This window comes from Rhodococcus sp. FW305-130, assembly GCF_058788335.1.
The window spans coordinates 324,488-345,394 of record NZ_JBYTAP010000005.1 but is presented as its reverse complement, the minus strand read 5'-3'; the positions used below and the strand labels follow the sequence as shown (position 1 = coordinate 345,394).

At 63.0% G+C, this 20,907-nt stretch carries 19 protein-coding genes and 1 riboswitch; of the genes, 9 read left to right on the top strand and 10 right to left on the bottom strand.

Features of this window, described 5'->3' with window-relative positions; all coding sequences use genetic code 11:
* Positions 1-16: 16 nt before the first annotated feature.
* A complete protein-coding gene (locus AC3WQS_RS17825; RefSeq protein ID WP_047888000.1) occupies positions 17-403 on the bottom strand; it encodes an SRPBCC family protein in 387 nt (128 codons plus the stop codon).
* Positions 404-562: 159 nt separating this feature from the next.
* On the opposite strand from AC3WQS_RS17825, the gene AC3WQS_RS17820 reads away from it, so the two are divergent.
* Positions 563-2,374, top strand: coding sequence for an AMP-dependent synthetase/ligase (locus AC3WQS_RS17820; protein WP_047887999.1), 1,812 nt, complete (start codon positions 563-565; stop codon positions 2,372-2,374).
* An 85-nt stretch (positions 2,375-2,459) separates the two neighbouring features.
* On the opposite strand, the gene AC3WQS_RS17815 is transcribed toward AC3WQS_RS17820, so the two are convergent.
* The 4 genes from AC3WQS_RS17815 to AC3WQS_RS17800 all read right to left on the bottom strand — a co-directional run bounded on the left by AC3WQS_RS17815 (position 2,460) and on the right by AC3WQS_RS17800 (position 7,062).
* Positions 2,460-3,587: a glycosyltransferase family 4 protein gene (locus AC3WQS_RS17815; RefSeq protein ID WP_021334103.1), complete on the bottom strand. Its 1,128-nt coding sequence runs from the start codon at positions 3,585-3,587 to the stop codon at positions 2,460-2,462.
* Between the two features lie 107 nt (positions 3,588-3,694).
* Entirely contained in the window at positions 3,695-5,053 is a 1,359-nt protein-coding gene (locus AC3WQS_RS17810; RefSeq protein ID WP_492711452.1) for a hypothetical protein, read from the bottom strand.
* 74 nt (positions 5,054-5,127) lie between these two features.
* On the bottom strand, positions 5,128-6,180 hold the full coding sequence (locus tag AC3WQS_RS17805) for a C40 family peptidase (protein ID WP_492711453.1): 1,053 nt from the start codon (positions 6,178-6,180) through the stop codon (positions 5,128-5,130).
* A 324-nt stretch (positions 6,181-6,504) separates the two neighbouring features.
* Complete coding sequence (locus AC3WQS_RS17800) at positions 6,505-7,062, bottom strand: C40 family peptidase (RefSeq protein ID WP_019748904.1); 558 nt, start codon at positions 7,060-7,062, stop codon at positions 6,505-6,507.
* Between the two features lie 14 nt (positions 7,063-7,076).
* Positions 7,077-7,255, bottom strand: a riboswitch (cyclic di-AMP (ydaO/yuaA leader).
* 521 nt (positions 7,256-7,776) lie between these two features.
* Between AC3WQS_RS17800 and AC3WQS_RS17795 the strand changes: the two genes are divergently transcribed.
* Positions 7,777-9,537, top strand: a complete 1,761-nt coding sequence (locus AC3WQS_RS17795; protein WP_182261442.1) for a DEDD exonuclease domain-containing protein — start codon at positions 7,777-7,779, stop codon at positions 9,535-9,537.
* A gap of 78 nt (positions 9,538-9,615) precedes the next feature.
* Entirely contained in the window at positions 9,616-9,891 is a 276-nt protein-coding gene (locus tag AC3WQS_RS17790; protein ID WP_003941677.1) for an Lrp/AsnC family transcriptional regulator, read from the top strand.
* Between the two features lie 8 nt (positions 9,892-9,899).
* Here AC3WQS_RS17790 and trpD read toward each other — a convergent pair whose 3' ends face one another.
* Positions 9,900-10,991 (bottom strand): anthranilate phosphoribosyltransferase, encoded by a 1,092-nt coding sequence (gene trpD, locus AC3WQS_RS17785; RefSeq protein WP_020908099.1) that lies wholly within the window; start codon positions 10,989-10,991, stop codon positions 9,900-9,902.
* Between the two features lie 140 nt (positions 10,992-11,131).
* Entirely contained in the window at positions 11,132-11,620 is a 489-nt protein-coding gene (locus AC3WQS_RS17780; RefSeq protein WP_492711456.1) for a hypothetical protein, read from the bottom strand.
* Positions 11,621-11,747: 127 nt separating this feature from the next.
* Between AC3WQS_RS17780 and ctaE the strand changes: the two genes are divergently transcribed.
* From ctaE to qcrB, 4 genes are all read left to right on the top strand, one after another.
* Positions 11,748-12,359 (top strand): aa3-type cytochrome oxidase subunit III, encoded by a 612-nt coding sequence (gene ctaE, locus AC3WQS_RS17775; protein ID WP_020908101.1) that lies wholly within the window; start codon positions 11,748-11,750, stop codon positions 12,357-12,359.
* Positions 12,360-12,423: 64 nt separating this feature from the next.
* Positions 12,424-13,275 (top strand): cytochrome bc1 complex diheme cytochrome c subunit, encoded by an 852-nt coding sequence (qcrC, locus tag AC3WQS_RS17770; protein WP_020908102.1) that lies wholly within the window; start codon positions 12,424-12,426, stop codon positions 13,273-13,275.
* Positions 13,272-14,414, top strand: coding sequence for a cytochrome bc1 complex Rieske iron-sulfur subunit (gene qcrA, locus AC3WQS_RS17765; RefSeq protein WP_020908103.1), 1,143 nt, complete (start codon positions 13,272-13,274; stop codon positions 14,412-14,414). The genes qcrC and qcrA overlap by 4 nt, the downstream gene beginning before the upstream one ends.
* A gap of 59 nt (positions 14,415-14,473) precedes the next feature.
* A complete protein-coding gene (gene qcrB, locus AC3WQS_RS17760; RefSeq protein ID WP_044480654.1) occupies positions 14,474-16,078 on the top strand; it encodes a cytochrome bc1 complex cytochrome b subunit in 1,605 nt (534 codons plus the stop codon).
* 148 nt (positions 16,079-16,226) lie between these two features.
* Here qcrB and AC3WQS_RS17755 read toward each other — a convergent pair whose 3' ends face one another.
* Positions 16,227-16,523 (bottom strand): antibiotic biosynthesis monooxygenase family protein, encoded by a 297-nt coding sequence (locus AC3WQS_RS17755; protein ID WP_020908105.1) that lies wholly within the window; start codon positions 16,521-16,523, stop codon positions 16,227-16,229.
* 66 nt (positions 16,524-16,589) lie between these two features.
* On the opposite strand from AC3WQS_RS17755, the gene AC3WQS_RS17750 reads away from it, so the two are divergent.
* Entirely contained in the window at positions 16,590-16,979 is a 390-nt protein-coding gene (locus tag AC3WQS_RS17750) for a DUF3224 domain-containing protein (protein WP_492711458.1), read from the top strand.
* Positions 16,980-17,086: 107 nt separating this feature from the next.
* Here the strand turns inward: AC3WQS_RS17750 and AC3WQS_RS17745 are convergent, their stop codons facing one another.
* The gene (locus tag AC3WQS_RS17745) at positions 17,087-17,503 is read right to left on the bottom strand and encodes a cytochrome c oxidase subunit 4 (RefSeq protein WP_003941723.1); all 417 of its coding nucleotides are present in this window, start codon (positions 17,501-17,503) and stop codon (positions 17,087-17,089) included.
* Positions 17,504-17,542: 39 nt separating this feature from the next.
* A complete protein-coding gene (gene ctaC / locus AC3WQS_RS17740) occupies positions 17,543-18,607 on the bottom strand; it encodes an aa3-type cytochrome oxidase subunit II (protein ID WP_019748910.1) in 1,065 nt (354 codons plus the stop codon).
* 319 nt (positions 18,608-18,926) lie between these two features.
* On the opposite strand from ctaC, the gene asnB reads away from it, so the two are divergent.
* A complete protein-coding gene (gene asnB / locus AC3WQS_RS17735; RefSeq protein ID WP_492711460.1) occupies positions 18,927-20,852 on the top strand; it encodes an asparagine synthase (glutamine-hydrolyzing) in 1,926 nt (641 codons plus the stop codon).
* The last annotated feature ends 55 nt before the right edge of the window (positions 20,853-20,907 follow it).

Sequence of the window (20,907 nt, the reverse complement as noted above, 5' to 3'; positions counted from 1 at the left end):
AGCACTACTTCGATTATCAGTCCGGTGCTACCCCGGCGGCACGTCCCGCTTCGAGTTCGCGCTTGAGCTGGAAGGACATGACCTTGCCGTCGACCCGACGCTCTCGGTTCATCCCGGCGAGGTCGAGGTTCGCCAGATCCGACGGTGATACGCCGACCGGTTCACAGTGCAGGAAGTAGTGCGCGATCGTCCCGTCCATGACCGGTTCGAGCCACACCTCCATGGTGCCGACCAGCTGACCGGACACTCCCCAACGGAATCCTGCGGGACCGCGATCTTCCCGGACTTCGAGCGCAAGATCACTGAACCAGCGACGCCACCGCGCGCGCGAGGACAACAGTTCGGCGACCCGCTCGGGCGGGGCGGCGATGAAAGTCTGGTCTGCGACCTGAATGCTGCTCACCGAAGTAGCTTCACATATCGCGTCGGCGAAGCGTCGGGGGGTGTCGCACCACTACATACCGGACAGACTGTAAGCCTGGCCACAACTGCGTCGGACATGCGACTACAGTAGGAGACGAAAACCCTACTCGTCAGTATTTCGCAGTGTCGGAGGTATTTCGTGCCTGAGTTCAGCGCACCCCAGACGTTCACCATTCCCGAGGATGCCTCCGCGGTCGACTCGGTCTTCGCCTTCGCGAAGACGAAGCCGGCGGCGGTTGTCTACAAGCGCAAAGTCGGAAATGCATGGGTCGATGTCACTGCAGGCGATTTCGCCGCCCAGGTGACTGCAGTCGCCAAGGGCCTCATCGCGATCGGCGTCAAGCAGGGCGACCGCGTCGGCCTCATGTCGGCGACGCGTTTCGAATGGCCGCTCGTCGACTACGCCATCTGGGCAGCCGGTGGCGTGACGGTTCCGATCTACGAAACCTCCGCAGCCGAGCAGGTTCGTTGGATTCTCGAGGACTCAGAAGCAATCGACCTCATCGTCGAGAACGACACGCACGCCGCGACCGTGAAGGACGTCGCTGCAGCCGCACCCGCGCTGCGCACGGTCTACCAGATCGATGCCGCGGCGGGCGGTAAGGGTGTCGTCGAGGAATTGACCGCACTGGGCGCCGACATCTCCGACGAGGACGTCCACGCCCGCGTCGCTGCACTGAAGGCCTCCGATCCCGCGACCCTGATCTACACCTCGGGCACCACTGGCCGACCCAAGGGCTGCCAGCTGACGCACTCCAACCTCATTGCGGAGTCGAAGGGCATCCTCGACTCCAACCTCGGGACGCTGCTCAAGACTCCCGGCGTTCGCACCCTGATGTTCTTGCCGCTCGCGCACGTTCTCGCTCGCGCAGTCAGCATCGCGTCGTTCGATGCCGGTGCAGCGCTTGGACACACGAGCGACATCCCGAACCTCGTTCCGACGTTCGGCGAGTTCAAGCCCGACTTCATCCTCTCGGTGCCGCGCGTATTCGAGAAGGTCTACAACAGCGCACGCGCCAAGGCGCACGGTGACGGCAAGGGCAAGATCTTCGACGCGGCCGCAGACACCGCGGTCGCGTGGAGCGAGGCTCAGGACAAGGGCGGCGCGGGCATCGTTCTCAAGGCCAAGCACGCCCTCTTCGACAAGCTCGTGTACTCGAAGCTGCGCGCTGCACTCGGTGGACAGTGCCAGCTGGCCATTTCCGGTGGTGCACCCCTGGGCGCTCGACTCGGCCACTTCTTCCGCGGTATCGGCGTCACGATCTACGAGGGCTACGGACTGACCGAGACCACCGCAGCGTTCGCCGTCAACACCATCGGCGCACAGAAGGTCGGCTCTGTCGGAAAGCCGTTGGCCGGCAACTCCGTTCGCATTGCCGAAGACGGCGAAATCCTCCTCTCGGGACCGGTGGTCTTCACCGGCTACTGGCGCAACGAGAAGGCGACCGCCGAGTCGATCGAGAACGGCTGGTTCCACACCGGAGACCTGGGCACCGTCGACAAGGACGGCTACATCACGATCACCGGTCGCAAGAAGGAAATCATCGTCACGGCAGGCGGCAAGAACGTCTCCCCCGCTCAGCTCGAAGATTCCCTTCGCGCACACCCCCTGATCAGCCAGGCCATCGTGGTCGGCGACCAGAAGCCTTTCATCGGCGCTCTCATCACCATCGACGCCGAGGCACTTCCCGCCTGGAACGAGCGCAACAACAAGGCCGCGGGAACCACAGCTGCCGACCTGGTTTCGGACGGCGAACTGGTCGGTGAAATCCAGGACGCCATCGACGAGGCCAACAAGCTCGTCTCACACGCCGAGGCGATCAAGAAGTTCCGCATTCTTCCGGTCGACTTCTCCGAGGACACAGGCGAACTCACGCCCACGATGAAGCTCAAGCGCAACGTCGTGCACGAGAGCTTTGCCGCCGACATCGAAAAGATCTACGCCAAGTAGGTTTTCGGCAAGCAGCTTCTCGCAGCCGCAACGAACGGCCCGCACCGAATTCGGTGCGGGCCGTTTGCGTTCGAGTCCCGGTGGCTCAGCCGAGCAGATTACGCAGCTTCGAAGCGAGCGTGTCCCACTTCCAGTCTTCGGCAACCCACGCCCGGCCGGCGGCTCCCATCGCGGCCGCTCGATCACGATCGGACAGCACCTCGATCACGGATTCGGCGACGTCGCGAACAGAGGTGCCGTCGACCACGAGCCCGGTCTTGTTCTGCTGCACGGTTTCCGGAGCGCCACCACTGCGGCCGGCGATGACCGGAACGCCGGTCGCCGAGGCCTCGAGGTAGACGATTCCCAGTCCTTCGACATCCAATCCCGCGCCTCGCGTGCGACACGGCATGGCAAACACGTCGGCAATCGTGTGGTGAGCCGCCAACTCTGCGGCGGGCACCGTGCCGGTGAAGACGACGTGATCGTCCATCCCGGTCTTACGTGTCAATTGACGGAGGTGGTCCTCGTACGGTCCACCGCCGACTATCACCAGTACCGCCCCGTCGACGCTCTTGCGAATGGTCGGCAGCGCCTTGATGAGCATGTCCTGCCCCTTGCGTGGCACGAGCCGCGACAGGCACAGGATCGTGGGCCGCTCCCCCAGCCCGTATCGCTTGCGCAGTTCTGCGCGGGCGACCGAGTCCGGGTGGAACACCGACGTGTCCACTCCGGACGGAAGGTGCTCGAGCGCCGCTTGCGGGCCGAAAGCCGCCGAGAACCGTCCACGGGTGTATTTGCTGACAAACGTCACCGCATCCGTGTGATCGCCGATAACACGCAACGACTGCCGCGCACCGGGAATCATCGACCACCCGACCTCGTGGCCGTGAGTACTCGCGATCACTCGGCTCGCTCCGGCGCGTCGAACAACCGGCGCCAACAACGCCAAGGGCGCTGCCGCACCGAACCACACCGACTCACAGTCGTGCTTCTTGACCAGCTTCGCGGCCCGACGAGCGACAAAGGGCGACGGCAGCATCAGTGTCGTCGGGTGCCGAACGACCTCGAAAGGCTGTGCCGCATCGAACTTCTTGTGCGAGTCGCCCCGCCACCGCGGTGCGTACACCACCAACTTGTCCGCCGGCAGGTGCCCGGCAAACGTGTGGAGATAAGACTGGATACCTCCGGGGCGAGGAGGAAAATCGTTGGTCACCAAGAGGGTCCGGCGCATCCGTCCACCGTAGGGCACGCTGTGCTTGGAGTCGTGACAAGGGCACGCAGTGCTTCGAGACTTGCGAAGCTCACCTCGCCGCTGCAACTGACCCAGCCGCGAACTGCTCAGCCCAGATGGCTGTTGGTCCAGTCGACCCAGCCGACTCGCAGTTCCTCGGTTCCGACGCCGAGGACCGCTCGGATCCGCGAGTCGAGGTCTTCGGCCGTCATCTTTCCGGAGGCGAGGGCGCGAAAGAGGTCGGTCAGCTTCGCCTCGCCGAATCGATCAGCGATATACGCGTTGATAGACCACGCCGATTCGTACGCCAGTGAACTCACGACCGGGACACCGCCGAACTGTGTGTCGTCCGGAAACTCTGTCGGAGTATCGCCGGAGCGGACCGCTGCTGCCAGAGTCGGCGCGATCTCACCCCAGGCCCGCGAGGATCCACGATTTCCCGCGTATTCGGCGAACCCTTCCAACACCCACATCGGCGACCCGTCACGGGTTTTCGATCGGGCGGCTATGTGCATGAGCTCGTGGCGCAACACCGTTCGCCTGGTGATGTCGGTCAGCCTCGAAGCCGCGGCAGGTGAGAAGACCACCCGCTGGCCGCTCACGTCGGAAGACCCGTCCGCCGTTGCATCCGCGACCGACACTGCGGCAATCGAAGCGCCGTCGTGATGGGAGCCGACCAGTGCGGTGAACTCCTCCGCGGACCCCGCCACCATGAGCACCGCGCGCTCGGACCACCACGGCCCCCACAACTGCGTCGTGTTCTCGATGGCTGAGTCCACATCGGCCGCCAAAGCGTCGACGAACGCCTGCTGACCCGGGTGACCGATCACGAGTGCATTGCCCGCGGTATTTTCGGCGACGGCCAGCGGGCCGAAGTCCCAAGGGCCGTTCCAGGATTCGCCCGCCGTTCGGGCTCCGTCCAGTCCGACGATCGACCCGTCCGCAAGAACCGACCACTGATCGCCGCGTTTCGCGAGCGTCATGGACACTGCCTTGCGAGTGGGCAATGCGTCAACGCCGTCGAGGGCGTATCGCAACAGAACCTGTGCATTCCAGACCTCGACGTCTCCGTCCGGTGCACCGGTTCGCGGCGCCGGTGTCAGGCCGCCGCTGGGAATCTCGTATCCCCAGTCGGCAAAGTCGAGCGCTCCCGCAGCGGTGGCTCGTCGAACTTCCGCTTCGAGCACACCGGGTGCCGCGGCACTGTCGACGAACTTCGCCAGCCCCGACGGATCGTCGGACATCTGCGCCGCAGCCCATGCATCGAGAAATGCTTGTACCTGCGCGGTGCGGTCGGCGTCCTGCTCACTGGCCGCATTTTCGTCGGAATCGGACCTGTTCGTCAGGAAGATCGTCAACCCTAGAACGAGCACCACGGCAACGCCGAGCGCCACGAGGGCTGGATACTCCCAACGGCGTGGTCGATCTGCGCCGACGTCGGGCGTCGTCATCGGTTCAGTCGGCACGGTGCCGAGTGTAGGAGAACTCGACTCGACGCTTCACGGCGGCTGGCCACACGCCGCTCGGGCGCAGCAAGCCGTCAGTAACGACGCGCAGTGGAGAACTCCATGCCTGCCATCGACTGAACCTTCACCGGTACGCCGAACGTCGACGCATGCAGAATGTTTCCGTCGCCGGCGTAGATACCGACATGCGAGTTGTCGCTGTAGAAAGTCACGACGTCACCGGGCTGTAGTTGGTCCCTCGACACCGGTACACCGCCCTGCGCCTGCGCTTGGCTCGAACGCGGCAGAGTCTTCCCAATTTGCTTGTAGGCCCATACGACCAGACCTGAGCAGTCGAACTCGTTCGGGCCGGTCGCGCCCCAGACATACGGGTCACCGATCCGCGTGAGGCCTGCCTGCAGAGCAGCAGCACCCGAACCAGGCGTCAAGTTAGCTAGAATTTTGCTGAGATCGACGTCCGGCGGGAATGGCGTACCGCTCAGTTGGTTACGCTCGTCGTCGGTGAGGCTCTGGAAAGCTTTGGTCACGTCGGCGATCTGCGTCTGCAGTTCACTCTGCTTGCGCTGCAAATCGTCACTGAGTGCGCGGGCTTGATCGGCGGCGGTCCGCGCTTCTTCGGCCGAACGCTTCGATGCTTCCGAGGCGGCACGCGCTTCGGCAGTGGCTTGGTTGAACTGTGAGACCTGCACTGCCGCGTCGTTGGAAATCACGTCCAGCGCGGACATCTGATCGAGCAACTGCTGCGGCGAGTCGCTCACCATCAACGCAAAGAGGCGATTGGTCCGCGCACCCTGGTAATTCGCTGTGGCAATACGGTTTACCGCCGGAGCGAACTCGGCGACACGTGCCGAAGCCGCGTCGAGAAGACCCTGATCGGCTGCCGAACGCGCGTCCGCATCATTCGCGACCGCCAGCTTCGCGTCGAGGTCGATCTGTGCGTTGTGCAGCGCTTCGTTGGTCTGCTCGGATACCCGGGAGAGTTCACCGAGCTTGTCGAGCGCCTCGGTGGGGTTGGTGATGACGGGGTCGGCACCGGCCTGCATCGAAGGCCCTGCGACGAGTCCGAACGCCAGCACTCCCACTGCCAATGCGGCGCGTACTCGACTGTTGTTTTTCGATGAAACCACGGAATGCAACTCTCCGTCTCGGTGAAGCGACGTCGACCGGGACCGGTCGACGATCTGTTAGCTGGCTGTCAACTATCCACAGTACCTGTCTCGGCCGCGCAATGTCTCGATAAGGTTACGGAACGGCATACGTTTGTGTCTACTCGCCGGTAGGCGTGTCGGGGTGAAGTACCGGGCGAATTGTCGCGAAACGAAAATGTGGGCCTCGAATCAAAGATTCGAGGCCCACATTCGAAGATCCGGAGCTCCCCCGAGCTCCGCCGCCTTGCAGCGGCGGATCGTTCCGACCGTCTACCGGAGACAGCCGTCGAGCGTGTTCAGAAATCAGTAACGGCGAGCACCGTCGTACGGCATCGAGGACACCGGTGCGAGCTTCACGGGCTGACCAGCGGTCGACGCGTGGATGACATTGCCGTTGCCGGCGTAGATGCCCGAGTGCGATCCGCCGTAGAAGGAGATCACGTCGCCGACCTGAAGATCGGACTGTGAAACGGCAACGCCGGCTGCGGCCTGGTCGTAGCTCGTGCGAGGCAGGTTCAGACCAGCCTGCTTGTATGCCCACTGGACCAGACCGGAGCAGTCGAATGCGTCCGGGCCCGATGCGCCGTACACGTACGGGGAGCCCAGCTTGCTCTCTGCGGCGCGAACTGCCTGCTCACCAACACTGGAGATGGGAGCGGCCGGAGCGGCCGGTGCGATGTCGGTGATGCCCGGGATGACCGGCAACTGAGGAATAGAAACGCCCGGAACCTCGAAGGTGCCGACGCCGGGGATGGTGATGGGGTCTGCCGAGGCAGGTGCAGCGGTTGCGGCAAATGCTCCGACTGCGAGCGCGCCGGCTACTGCCAACTGCGCTGAACGCTTGAAACTCTGTGACGCCACTTAAGGGGTGCTCCATTTCTTCCATTCATCCGCCGACCGAGTTAGCTGACGGGTTCGGGCTGGGAAGATCAGCCCTACCCGCGTGGTCCGCAGCGATCATGCGTGCTGCACCCCAGGCGGGATTCACCCCAGTGGAAACTTGGGTTCCCGGTTCGGGTTCCTCGCGGAGATCCCGATTAGGCGGTTCCTGACGATGCCGGTCCTGTTTGGTCCGGCAAGACTTCGTTAGGTCTCAGGAAGGTTACGAAATGATCGCGACGATGTCGACCGCTTCGTGACAATCGCGCCCGATTCGCCGGAAATCATGCTGCCGCGCCCGCGATACGCCGGACGGGTCACGAAGAGATAACAACAGGTCTGTTCGGCGAGGCTCACCTGGCCCGCAAACCTGCGCTTCCTACCCACTGGCAAGGGTCACCAAACCCGACAATCCGATCTTCCATGCAGTTCAACGCCGATTACTTGAAACTAGAACCCGTTTCGATCAATCAGGCGGTTTCGGCGACTGATCGCCGTAGCAACACCCTCACGAATCGCCCTACCGGTAAGTAGGTAGGAGTCCGCATTCGCGAGTTCCCACCGCAAGTGTGATCCTCGTCTCTCGTACTTTTGTCGGGGGTCAATCCGTTGCTTTCCCAATGGAAGTCGGAGTGAGCCGGGTTCCGCGTATGCAATCTCGAATTCGTGTCGGGGGGTCCTTCTACTGTCTGCGGTGTGAGTCCCGCCTCGGCCCGAGAATTTCCGTCTCCGTCCCCGTTCTCCGACGGGGAGAAGTTCGACGTCGGGCGGCAACTGAGCTTCGACGAGCTGGACACACCGCTGAGCGAAACGACGTTCGTCGTCGTCGACCTCGAGACCACAGGTGGAAGCGCCGACCAGGACTCCATCACCGAGATCGGCGCCGTCAAGATCCGCGGTGGCGAAGTGCTCGGTGAAATGGCAACACTCGTCGATCCCGGCCGATCGATTCCGCCGTACATCGTCGAACTGACCGGAATCACCACCGCCATGCTGATCGGCGCACCTCCCATCGAACGTGTCCTACCCGCTTTTCTCGAATTCGCCGAGGGCGCGGTGCTGGTGGCACACAACGCGCCCTTCGACATCGGCTTCCTGAAAGCAGCGGCGTCACGCAGCGCACGCCCGTGGCCGGCGTTCCGTGTGCTGTGCACTGTGAAGCTCGCCAGGCGCGTGCTCACCCGCGACGAGGCGCCTTCGGTCAAACTCTCCGCACTCGCCCATCTCTTCCAGGTGACCACCCAACCGACGCACCGCGCGCTCGACGACGCGCGTGCGACCGTCGACGTCCTACACGGGTTGATCGACAGAGTCGGGAACCAAGGCGTCCACAGTTACAGCGAACTCGTCGACTACCTGCCCAACATTTCCTCACATCAGCGGGCCAAACGGTCCTTCGCCGCAAACCTGCCGCGAAGCCCGGGTGTCTACCTTTTCCGAGGCCCTTCGGACGAAGCCCTCTATATAGGAACTGCTACCGACCTTCGACGCCGCGTCCGCAACTACTTCACCGGTTCGGAGACCCGCGGCAGGATGAAGGAAATGGTCGCGCTCGCCACCCGCGTCGACCATGTCGAGTGCGCCCATGCGCTCGAGGCAGGGGTGCGTGAACTACGACTACTGAGCGCGCATGCACCCCCGTACAACCGTCGCTCCAAATTCCCCAAAAGAGGATGGTGGATCACTCTCACCGACGAGGCGTTTCCCAGACTGTCCGTGGTTCGCACGCCTACGGCCGATTCGATCGGCCCGTTCACCTCTCGCGGCGACGCAGTAGAAGTCGCCGACACCGTCGCAGAGTTCAGCCGCCTACGCACGTGCACCAAACGTCTCGGGCGCGGCGCCGTTCACGGCCCTGACTGCCCCGCTCGCGAACTGGGGGCGTGTCCCGCCTCCTGGGCACCGGAACTCACTGCGCAGGACTACGCGGCCGCCCCTGAGACTGTGCGTGGATTCTTCCGGGGAACCAACGACGCTCCCCTCCAACAAATGCAGGCGCGAATAGACGAGCTGTCCGAACACGCGTTGTTCGAGAATGCTGCTCGTCTGCGTGACCGAACGGTCGCAGTCTCTACCGCAGTGCGGCGCACTCAGCGACTTGCAGCAGTCGCGGCGATCGAACAACTGATTCTCGCCCGTCCCACCGGGGACGGCGGCTGGGAGCTGTCGGTGATCCGTTCCGGACGTCTCGCGTCCGCCGGGCTCGCCAGACGTGGAACTCACCCGATGCCCGTCGTCGACGCCATCACCGCGGCAGCCGAAACCGTCCTACCGGACGACGCACCGTTCCGCGGCGCGTCACCCGAAGAACTGGGCCTGATCGCACGGTGGCTCGCATCGGACGGTGTCCGAATCGTGTCGGCGACATCCGGCTACGTCGAACCTGCGGGCGGCGCCGGCAAGTGGGAAGCCTGGTGCCGACTCGCGCGGGCCGGTACCGAATCCGAACATCGATGACGTAACGACGGAGCGGCACCCCTAAGCTCGATCGAAACCACCGGGTCATCACAACCCACCGGGAAATCGAGGAGAGAAATGATCAACGCCATCGTCATGATTCACGCCGAGTCCGCTCGGATCCCGGAAACCGCGCAGGCCGTCGCCGACCTGTCCGGAGTGACGGAGGTCTACTCGTGCGCAGGTGACGTCGACTTGATCGCCATCGTGAAGGTACGTGACCACGCCCAGATCGCCGACGTGGTCACCGGAGGAATCAACAAGGTGCCCGGCGTTCTCCGAACCGCCACACACATCGCCTTCCAGTCATTCTCCAGCGCAGACGTCGAGGCCGGTTTCTCGCTGGGCGAGTAGCTCGTCGATCAGGCTTGGTCGGCCAGTTCGGCGGTGAGTGCCGCCCACTTGTGAAGCAGTTCAGCGCCGGCGCCGCTGTCGATCGCGGCAGCGGCTGCAGTCATCCCGGCGGAGATCGCACCCTCGAGATCGTCACCGACACCGTTGAACGCCGCGATGGCCGCTCCCGCGTTCAGCAAGACCGCGTCCCGGACCGGCCCCTTCTGTCCGGAAAGCAGCGTTCGGGCGACGGTGGCGTTGAATTCGGCGTCTCCTCCGCGCAACTCTTCGAGAGGAACGCGGTCGATTCCGAGGTCGCGCGGATCCAGCGTGACAGTTCGCACACTTCCACCGCCGACGATGTGAACCGTCGAAGTCGTCGATGTGGTCAGTTCGTCGAGTCCGTCGTCTCCACGCACCACCAACGCCGAATTACCGCGCTGCGCAAGGACTCCCGCGACGACCGAGATCAGCTTCGGAAATGCGCACCCGATCAGCCCGGCACGCGGACGAGCCGGATTGGTCAGTGGACCGAGCACGTTGAATGCCGTCGGGATGCCGATTTCCTTGCGAGGCACCGCCGCAAAGCGCAGTGCGGGATGGAAGACCGGCGCGAAACAAAAGCCGATGCCGACCTCTTCGACGCACCTCGCAACCTGCTCCGGGCCGAGGTTGATGCGAACGCCGAGCGCCTCGAGCACGTCTGCGCCACCGCTCTTGGACGAAGCAGCGCGGTTGCCGTGCTTGACAACTCGCACACCGGACGCGGCAACCACGATCGAGGCCATCGTCGAGATGTTGACCGTGTTGGAGCGGTCGCCACCCGTGCCGACGATGTCGACCACGTCGGAATCGACCGGCACGCGCCGGGAGTGTTCGAGCATCGCGCCGGCGAGCCCTTCCAACTCCGCGGGGGTTTCGCCCTTCATCTTCAGCCCGACGCCGAAAGCGGCGATCTGAGCGGAAGTGGCATTGTCCGACATGATCTCGCCCATCGCCCACCGACTGTCGGCTTCCGACAGATCACTGCCGTCCGTGAGCAGACCGAGAATCATCGGCCACGACCGCACCACTGCACTCGAATCGACGTTCACGGCGTTGGATGCGTCGGTGCCGGCCATAGTGCCTTGGTCCCCTTGTCGTTCATGTGGGCTGGATTTCGAGCTGTCGTTTCGTGCTGTCGTTTCGTGCTGCCATTTTGTGCTGCCGATGACCCTCGCAGCCTAGTCAGTGAGGTAGCAAGGAAACCGAATAGGGCCGCTCAGGTCTTTCGGCGACCGCGTTTGGGCGTCGCCTCCGCAAGAATCGGGGGCTGGAGCGCGTCCCACCCGGCGACGGAACCACCGAGTCGCTGCGCCAGACCGGCCATTCGTGATCGCTCCTGGGAGCAATGCAGGGCGTCAAGGATTTGGACACGCTCGAAGATGACGCGAACCGAATTCTCGACCGCCTGAGTCACGTCCTCGGGCCGACTCGCGCCTCGCACATATCCGTCCTGAGCGACGATGTTCTCGGCATCGGCAACCGAGTCGTCCGGCAGGTCGAGATGGTGCCGCAGAACCACTTCGGACTCCGCCCGAAACTCCGGCTCGGTGGAGCCGGCACGTTCGAGAGCGGTCGAACTCGCCTCGGCGTCGTCGAAGCCCTCGGCAACGACGACCAGATCCGACCGCCCCGCGTCGAGCGGCGTCGGAATCTTCGTGCCGAAAATTCTCAGGAACCACGGTCTACTCTTGTGTGTAGCTGCCATCGCGCCAGCATATTCCGACCACGCCACCAGCGCGTTCGCCGCCCGATCCCGCGAACTCGAGCCGAGCGACGCGCCGATGGTGGACCCGAGTGGTCGTCTCTTACGACGAAGCGTCATACTTCTGTCTGTGACGAGCGCAGTAGGGACTTCAGGATCGGCAATCACCCAACGCGTGCACTCGCTGAACCGGCCGAATATGGTCAGCGTTGGCACCATCGTGTGGTTGTCAAGTGAGCTCATGTTCTTCGCAGGGCTCTTTGCCATGTACTTCGTGGCACGAGCTCAGGCGAACGGAAATTGGCCGCCGGAGCCAACCGAATTGAACCTGTATCTGGCCGTGCCGGTGACCTTGGTGCTTATCGCATCTTCGTTCACCTGCCAGATGGGTGTCTTCGCGGCTGAGCGTGGCGACGTCTTCGGACTTCGTCGCTGGTACACCATCACCTTGATCATGGGGGCGTTCTTCGTCTCCGGCCAGGGTTACGAGTACTACCACCTTGTGCACGAGGGCACCACGATTTCGAGCAGCGTGTACGGCTCGGTGTTCTACATGACCACCGGCTTCCACGGTCTGCACGTCATCGGCGGTCTCATCGCCTTCGTCTTCTTGATCGCACGAACCCGGGTCAGCAAGTTCACGCCCGCCCAGGCCACCGCCGCGATCGTTGTTTCGTACTACTGGCACTTTGTCGACATCGTGTGGATCGCGCTGTTTGCCACGATTTATTTCATCCGTTAATCAGCTGTACGCCCCAGGCAGCCCCTGACGTCCAGTTCCGTCCCGACATACCAAAGGGATACAGATGAGTTCATCCCCCCCTCCCGCATCCGATAACTCAGCGAATGCCGCGAAGTCGCGTCGCCAGCGGAAAATCCGCCGGCGCGTTACCGGCGCGCTCGTATTGATGATGGGATTGATCAGCGCAGGTTTCCTCGCTTCGGCGTTGACACCAGCTCCGCAGGTTGCGACCGCCAGCGACGATTCAGCAGCCCTGATTCGTGAAGGCAAGCAGCTCTACGACACGTCATGCATCACGTGCCACGGCGCGAACTTGCAGGGCGTGCAGGACCGCGGTCCCAGCCTCATCGGCGTCGGCGAAGCAGCCGTGTACTTCCAGGTCTCCTCTGGTCGTATGCCCGCAGCTCGCAACGAGGCCCAGGCTGCACGCAAGGACCCCAAGTTCGATGCTGCGCAGACCGACGCCCTCGGCGCTTTCATCCAGGCCAACGGCGGCGGCCCGACGCTCATCCGCGACGAGAACGGCGAAATCGCCCAGTCCTCGCTGCGCGGTGGCGACATCGGACGCGGCAGTGAGCTCTTCCGGCTCAACTGCGCGTCGTGCCACAACTTCACCGGCCGCGGTGGCGCACTGTCCTCGGGCAAGTACGCCCCGGTCCTGGATCCGGCCAGCGAGCAGCAGATCTACGCTGCCATGGTTACCGGCCCCCAGAACATGCCGAAGTTCTCGGATCGTCAGCTGACGATCGAGGAGAAGAAGGACATCATCGCCTACGTCAAGTCGTCGGGCGAGTCGAAGGACCCCGGTGGGTACGGGCTCGGTGGCCTCGGTCCGGCCTCTGAGGGTCTCGCCATGTGGGCCGTCGGAATCATCGCTGTCGTCGGTGCAGCATTGTGGATCGGAGCAAGGTCATGAGCGACGCTGGCCAGCATGGCGGCGATACGCCTAAGAAGTACACAGATGAAGAGCTCGACGCGATGTCACGCGACGACCTGGTCAAGCTGGGTACCAATCTCGATGGCGTCGATGTCGTCTACCGCCGTGATCGTTGGTCGGTAAAGGGCACCAGGGCGGAAAAGCGCGCCGAGCGCAACGTCGCCTTCTGGTTCGGCCTCGCCGGCGTTTCGGCGATCGCATTCATCGCGATCTACCTGTTCTGGCCCTGGGAGTATGCAGGTGCCGGTGACGAGAACTACGGCAAGTACAGCCTGTACACCCCGCTGATCGGCTTGACCATGGGTCTGGCGATCCTCGGCGTCGGCATCGGTGCCGTTCAGTTCACCAAGAAGTTCATCCCCGAAGAGGTCTCGATCCAGGACCGCCACGACGGTGGATCCACCGAGGTCGATCGTCGCACGATCGTCGCCGAGCTCGGCGACACCCTCGATACGTCCACCCTCCCCCGCCGAAAGGCCATCAAGCGCAGCTTGATGTTCGGCGGTGGCGCACTCGGCGTCATGATGGTCATGCCTCTCGGCGGACTCATCAAGAACCCGTGGGCCAAGGGCGACGACTCACCCCTGTGGGTGTCCGGCTGGACCCCGAACTACCCGGGCGAGACCATCTACCTGCGTCGTGACACCGGCCGTCCCGAGGACATCGTCCTCGTTCGCCCGGAAGATCTCGATGCCGGTTCTATGGAAACGGTCTTCCCGTTCCGCGAGTCCGACCGTGGCGACGAGCACGCTCTGCTCGCAGCACTGCGCGGCATTCGTAACTCGGTGATGCTCATCCGCCTCCGCACGGAAGACACCGCGCGTGTCACCAAGCGCAAGGGCCAGGAGAGCTTCAACTACGGCGATTACTTCGCGTACTCGAAGATCTGCACCCACCTGGGTTGCCCCACCTCGCTCTACGAACAGCAGAGCAACCGTATTCTGTGCCCCTGCCACCAGTCGCAGTTCGACGCACTGACCTACGGCAAGCCGATCTTCGGTCCCGCTGCTCGCGCACTTCCGCAGTTGCCTATTACAGTGAACGAAGAGGGCTTCCTGGTCGCCGACGGTGACTTCATCGAAGCACTCGGCCCGGCATTTTGGGAGCGTCGACCGTGACCACAACAACAACCAAACCGTCCAAGATCAGCGCGGCAGCGGCTGGACAAGCGGAGGCTATGGACTCCCGCTACCACCTCGCCGCAGGCATGCGCCGGCAGATCAACAAGGTCTTCCCGACGCACTGGTCCTTCATGCTCGGCGAGATCGCGCTCTACAGCTTCGTGATCCTGCTGATCTCCGGTGTGTTCCTGACACTGTTCTTCGATCCGTCGATGGCACACGTCGTCTACCAGGGCGCGTACCAGCCGCTTCGCGGTGTCACGATGTCTCGCGCCTACGAGACGACCCTGAACATCTCCTTCGAGGTGCGCGGCGGTCTCTTCGTTCGCCAGATTCACCACTGGGCTGCACTGATGTTCGCGGCATCGATCATCGTTCACCTCGCTCGCATCTTCTTCACCGGCGCATTCCGTCGTCCGCGTGAAGCGAACTGGGTCATCGGCTGCCTGCTGCTCATCCTGGCGATGTTCGAAGGCTTCTTCGGTTACACCATCCCCGACGACCTGCTCTCGGGCACCGGCCTCCGCGCCGCCTTCGGTGGTATCACGATGAGTATCCCGATCGTCGGTACCTGGATGCACTGGCTGATCTTCGACGGCGACTTCCCCGGCGACCTCATCATCCCGCGTCTCTACGTCGCTCACGTGCTGCTGTTCCCGGGCATCATCCTGGCTCTGATCGCCGGCCACCTCGCGTTGGTCTGGTACCAGAAGCACACGCAGTTCCCCGGCCCCGGCCGTACGGAACAGAACGTAGTCGGCGTCCGCATCCTCCCGGTCTTCGCAATGAAGGGTGGCGCGTTCTTCGCCATGACCTTCGGCGTGCTCGCACTGCTCGGTGGTCTGTTCCAGATCAACCCCGTGTGGAACATCGGTCCGTACAACCCGTCACAGGTCTCGGCAGGTTCCCAGCCCGATATCTACATGATGTGGACGGACGGCCTTGCTCGACTGTGGCCGGCGTGGGAGATCTACCTGTTCGGCCGCTACACGATCCCCGCTGTGTTCGCCGTCGCCCTGATCATGGGCCTCGTCTTCGCACTGTTGATCGCGTACCCGTGGATCGAAAAGCGTCTCACCGGAGACGACGCTCACCACAACATCCTGCAGCGCCCGCGCGACGTGCCGGTCCGTACCGCTATCGGTGCGATGTCCATCGCGTTCTACCTGGTGCTCACGATCTCCTGCATCAACGACATCATCGCGTACCACCTGCACATCTCGCTGAACGCAATGACGTGGATCGGCCGTATCGGCATGGTCATCCTTCCGCCCATCGCGTACTTCGTGACGTACCGGTTCTGCATCGGCCTGCAGCGCAGTGACCGTGCAGTCCTCGAACACGGCATCGAGACCGGCATCATCAAGCGGATGCCGAACGGCCAGTACATCGAGATCCACCAGCCGCTCGGCCCCGTCGACGAGCACGGACACCCGATCCCGCTCGAGTACCAGGGTGCTGCTGTCCCGAAGAAGATGAACAAGCTCGGCCTCGCCGGCAAGCCCGGTAGCGGTAGCCTGATCACCGCTGACCCAGTCGAGGAGAGCGAGGCTCTCGAAGCCGCTCATCACGAAGCTGAGCACGAGCAGCTTCAGATCCTTCTGGACTACCAGAACCGAACCAACGGCAAGTCCGATGGTTCCAGTGGAGAACTCCACTAAGGACGACAGTTGACCAGTGAGGCCCCGAACCGGATTCCGGTTCGGGGCCTCACTCGTTCTCCTATCGATTCAGCATGACAACCTCCAGTGGGTCACCACTCCCCCGGTTCGACGTCTGAGCGCCGACAACAGCGGGCACGACGCCTGGCTAGACCTCAAGCACAGTTGAATAGTGCTCCACCGTCGGGAACGGCTCGTAGAAGTGGTGGAGAAGTTCTCTCCACTTCTCGTATCCCGTGGACTGACGGAACCCGATGGTGTGTGACTCCACGTCTTCCCACTCGACGAGCAAGAGATACCGCTCCGGCGATTCCAGGCAGTGCGAGAGTCGCAGCCTGATGAATCCGGGGACCTCGGAGATGATGGTTCGGGCCACATCGAACGCGGCCTCGAATCGCGCTGACTGCGACGGATCGACCTGCAGGACGGCATGTTCGAGGATCATCTACGGAGTGTTGCACGTTCTCGGTAGTCCCCTCGAGGCGTGGCCGCCTGGTGAGATACTCGGACCATGACATCCCATGCACGCGGCACCTTCGAGATCGATCTCCGCCCCGCCGATCCTGAGCTCTCCGGACGCGTCGGGCGCTTCGAGTTCGACAAGACGTTCATCGGCGGCATCGAAGGAACATCGACCGGACTCATGCTGTCCGCGGGCGATCCGACAACCGGTGAAGCGGGCTACGTCGCTTTGGAGTTTGTCACCGGGCAGGTCGACGAAGCTGTGGGATCGTTCGCCCTTCAGCAGTTCGGTCAGATGATCAACGGAACGCAGAGGCTTCTGTACGAGATCGTGCCGGGGTCCGGAACCGGCGAGCTGAAGGGCATCTCAGGCACTCTCGAGCTCGAGGTCGTCGACGGTCTGCACCGCTACGACCTCGAATACTCGCTCCACGATTGACAAAGAGCGGTTGGGTACTCGGCGCCCTCGTACCGCAACTCATCGATACGACAACAGAGGCGCCGTACCCGGGTGGGTGCGGCGCCTCTGTTCGAGTGCGGGTGAAACTAGTGCTTCTCAGGTCCGGTGTAGTACTCGAACACCAGGCCTGCGGCTGCGGCGAGCACACAGACAACTGCGACTGCGATGAGCCACGGCTGGAAGTACGCCAGCGACACTGCCGCGAGTGCAGCGGCGGCGGCAAGCAGGATCGGCCAGAAGCTACCCGGGCTGAAGAAGCCCAGTTCTCCTGCACCATCCGAGATTTCAGCGTCGTCGTAGTCCTCGGGACGGGTGTCCAGACGACGGGCAACGAAGCGGAAGTAGGTACCCACGATGAGCGTCAGACCTGCAGACAGGACGATGGCCGTCAGTCCGGCCCACTCGATACCTGTGCGTGACAGAGCGGTGAACACTCCGTAGATGATCGCGACGAGAATGAAGAACATCGTCAGGATCTCGAAGAGCTTGGCTTCGATCTTCATATCAGCACTTGTCCTTGTTCAGTGAAGAGGCTGGCCGGCTCAGTTGCCTGCAGTGGCGACGGTTGCCTGACGGTACTCGCGGTCGGTGTTGAACGGCGTGGTCGACGTAGCCACCGGCGACTGACCGATTGCCTGCAGGGCCTCGGCGGTCGTCAGACCACCCTTGCCCTCCGCGTCACCCTTGCGCAGTTCGATGTACTTGGCGAAGTCCTCGGGCGAAACCGCACGAACCTCGAAGTTCATCATCGCGTGGAACGTGCCACACATTTCTGCACAACGCCCGACGAACGCGCCTTCCTTCTCGATCTCACTGATCTGGAAGATGTTGTCCGAGTGGTTCTCCTTGGGGTTCGGGAGAACGTCGCGCTTGAACAGGAACTCAGGCACCCAGAAAGCGTGGATGACGTCCGAGGAAGCGAGTTCGAACTGGATCCGCTTGCCGGTGGGCAGAACGAGGATCGGGATCTCCTGGCTGGAGCCGACAGTCTCGATCTTGTCGTAGTGCAGGTAGCTCAGGTCCTCGGTGCTGTTGCCGTGGATCGGGCCGGGAACTTCTTCGCCGTGATCGTTGACAGTGGAGCCCTCGGCCTTGGCGGCCTCTTCGGCTTCGACGTCGATGCCGTTGTACTTGGCACTGCCGTCACCGAACTCGATGGAGCGGTAGCCGAACTTCCAGTTCCACTGGAATGCCGTGACGTCTACGACGACGTCAGGGTTGTCCGTCTTGTCCAGAACATGGTTCTGGACGATGACGGTGAAGTAGAAGAGAACCGCGATGATGACGAAGGGAACTGCCGTGTAACCGAGTTCGAGAGGCACGTTGTATGCCGTCTGACGCGGGAATTCCGGCGAGTCCTTCTTCTTGCGGTGGAAGATGACGGCCCAGAAGACCAGTCCCCACACCAGCACACCCATGACGAGGGCGGCTACAACCGACCACGTCCACAGCTCACGCATGCGCGTCGCCTCCGGGGTAATGCCCGAAGGCCACCCGAAACGAAGCACTTCGTTGTCGATGGAGCAACCCGACAGCAGCAAGGCAGCAATGCCCAGAGATACTGCCAGCCCCGCTCGCCGAAGGATCCGACCTTGCGCCACGTTCACGCCTTCCTGATCGCCACAAAATTCAACTAGGGCATGCCCGGAGGGAAGGCCCAATTACTACGCAGCGTAGACCAAAGCCGGGCGCTATCCATCCTCGGGTCCTCGCCCGTGTCGCGGCGGACGTCACACAGCTCTCTCAGGTGCTGCTCAGGAACGGCTCAGGTCGTTTCGGCGACGCACATCACGTCGATTCGTTCCGCCGCGATCGGCAGGGACGTCGATCTGCGGCATACTTTCGACAAGAGTTCGTTGACCTCTCCCCGACACTCGTGTCCGGGAGCCTTCTCTACAAAAATTCTGAATCGAGGAACCGGACGCTGTGTGTGGACTGCTCGGGCTACTGACATCTGGCGGAACCAGCGAGGACGCCGTCTCGCGGGTCGACCAGGCGATGCATTGCCTTCGTCACCGCGGGCCGGACGAACACGGGACGTGGAACGACGACCACCTCGTCTTCGGGTTCAACCGCCTGGCGATCATCGACATCGCTCATTCCCACCAGCCGCTGCGTTGGGGCCCGCCGGAGAACCCGGAGCGTTATGCGCTCACGTTCAACGGCGAGATCTACAACTACCTGGAGATCCGCGCCGAACTGGTCAAGGACCACGACGCCAAGTTCTTCACCGAGGGCGACTCCGAGGCCATCGTCGCTGCATTCCACTACTGGGGTGAGGATGCGGTCCGGCGCCTACGCGGAATGTTCGCCTTCGCGATCTGGGACACCGACACACGCGAGCTGTTCATCGCGCGCGATCCGTTCGGGATCAAGCCGCTGTTCATTGCTACCGGCGCCGGCGGCACCGCGTTCGGCAGTGAGAAGAAGAGCCTGCTCGAACTCACCGATCTGATCGGCATCGGTACCGAGCTGGATCCGCGCGCCATCGAGCACTACACCGTTCTGCAGTACGTCCCGGAGCCGGAAACACTGCACAAGGAGATCCGACGCCTGGAGTCGGGCAGCTTCGCTCGGGTGCGTCCGGGCGAGGAACCCACGTTCACGCGGTACTTCACGCCGAAGTTCCCGGCCAAGCCTTTTGCACCTGGCACCGAGAAGGCGCGCTACCAGGAAATCGCCGAGGCACTCGAGGATTCGGTCGCCAAACACATGCGCGCCGACGTCACCGTCGGTTCGTTCCTGTCCGGCGGTATCGACTCCACGGCGATCGCGGCACTGGCGATGCGCCACAACCCCAACCTGATCACCTTCACGACCGGTTTCGAACGTGAGGGCTATTCCGAGGTCGACGTCGCTGCAGAATCTGCCGCGGCGATCGGCGCGAAGCACGTCGTCAAGGTGGTCTCCCCCGCCGAGTTCGCCGCTGCCATTCCCGAGATCGTCTGGTACCTCGACGACCCGGTAGCCGATCCGGCATTGATTCCGCTGTGGTTCATCGCCAAGGAAGCCCGCAAGCACGTCAAGGTCGTGCTGTCCGGCGAGGGTGCCGACGAGCTGTTCGGCGGTTACACGATTTACCGTGAGCCGTTGTCGCTCAGGCCTTTCGAGTACCTCCCCAAGGGATTGCGTCGGGCTGCGGGCAAGTTGTCCGAACGCATCCCGGACGGTACTCGCGGCAAGAGTCTGCTCAATCGCGGTTCGTTGACCCTCGAGGAGCGCTACTACGGCAATGCTCGTAGCTTCAACGACGCTCAGCTCCGCGCCGTCCTTCGCGATTTCCGCCCCGAGTGGACTCACCAGGACGTCACCGCGCCGATCTACGCGCAGTCACGGGACTGGGATCCGGTTGCCCGGATGCAGCATCTCGACCTGTTCACCTGGCTGCGCGGCGACATCCTCGTCAAGGCCGACAAGATGACGATGGCCAACTCGCTGGAACTGCGTGTGCCGTTCCTCGATCCCGAGGTCTTCGACGTAGCGTCACGCGTGCCGCTCGATCAGAAGATCACGAAGGACACAACCAAGTACGCACTGCGTCAGGCCCTGGAAGGCATTGTGCCGCACCATGTTCTGCACCGTGCGAAGCTCGGATTCCCGGTTCCCCTGCGCCATTGGCTGCGCGGCACCGAACTCTTCGACTGGGCACATCTGCAGATCGAGGAGTCGGGTACCGACCACATCTTCGACAAGCAGGCCGTCGTGAAGATGCTCAACGATCACCGCGAGGGCGTGTCCGACCACAGCCGACGCCTGTGGACCGTGCTGACGTTCATGGTCTGGCACGGGATCTTCGTGGAGAAGCGCATCGTGCCGCAGATCCAGGAACCGGTGTACCCGGTCAACATCTAGGCCTTCGGCCCCGTGAGTGGTCAGGGAGTCTCCGGACTCCTCAACCACTCACGGG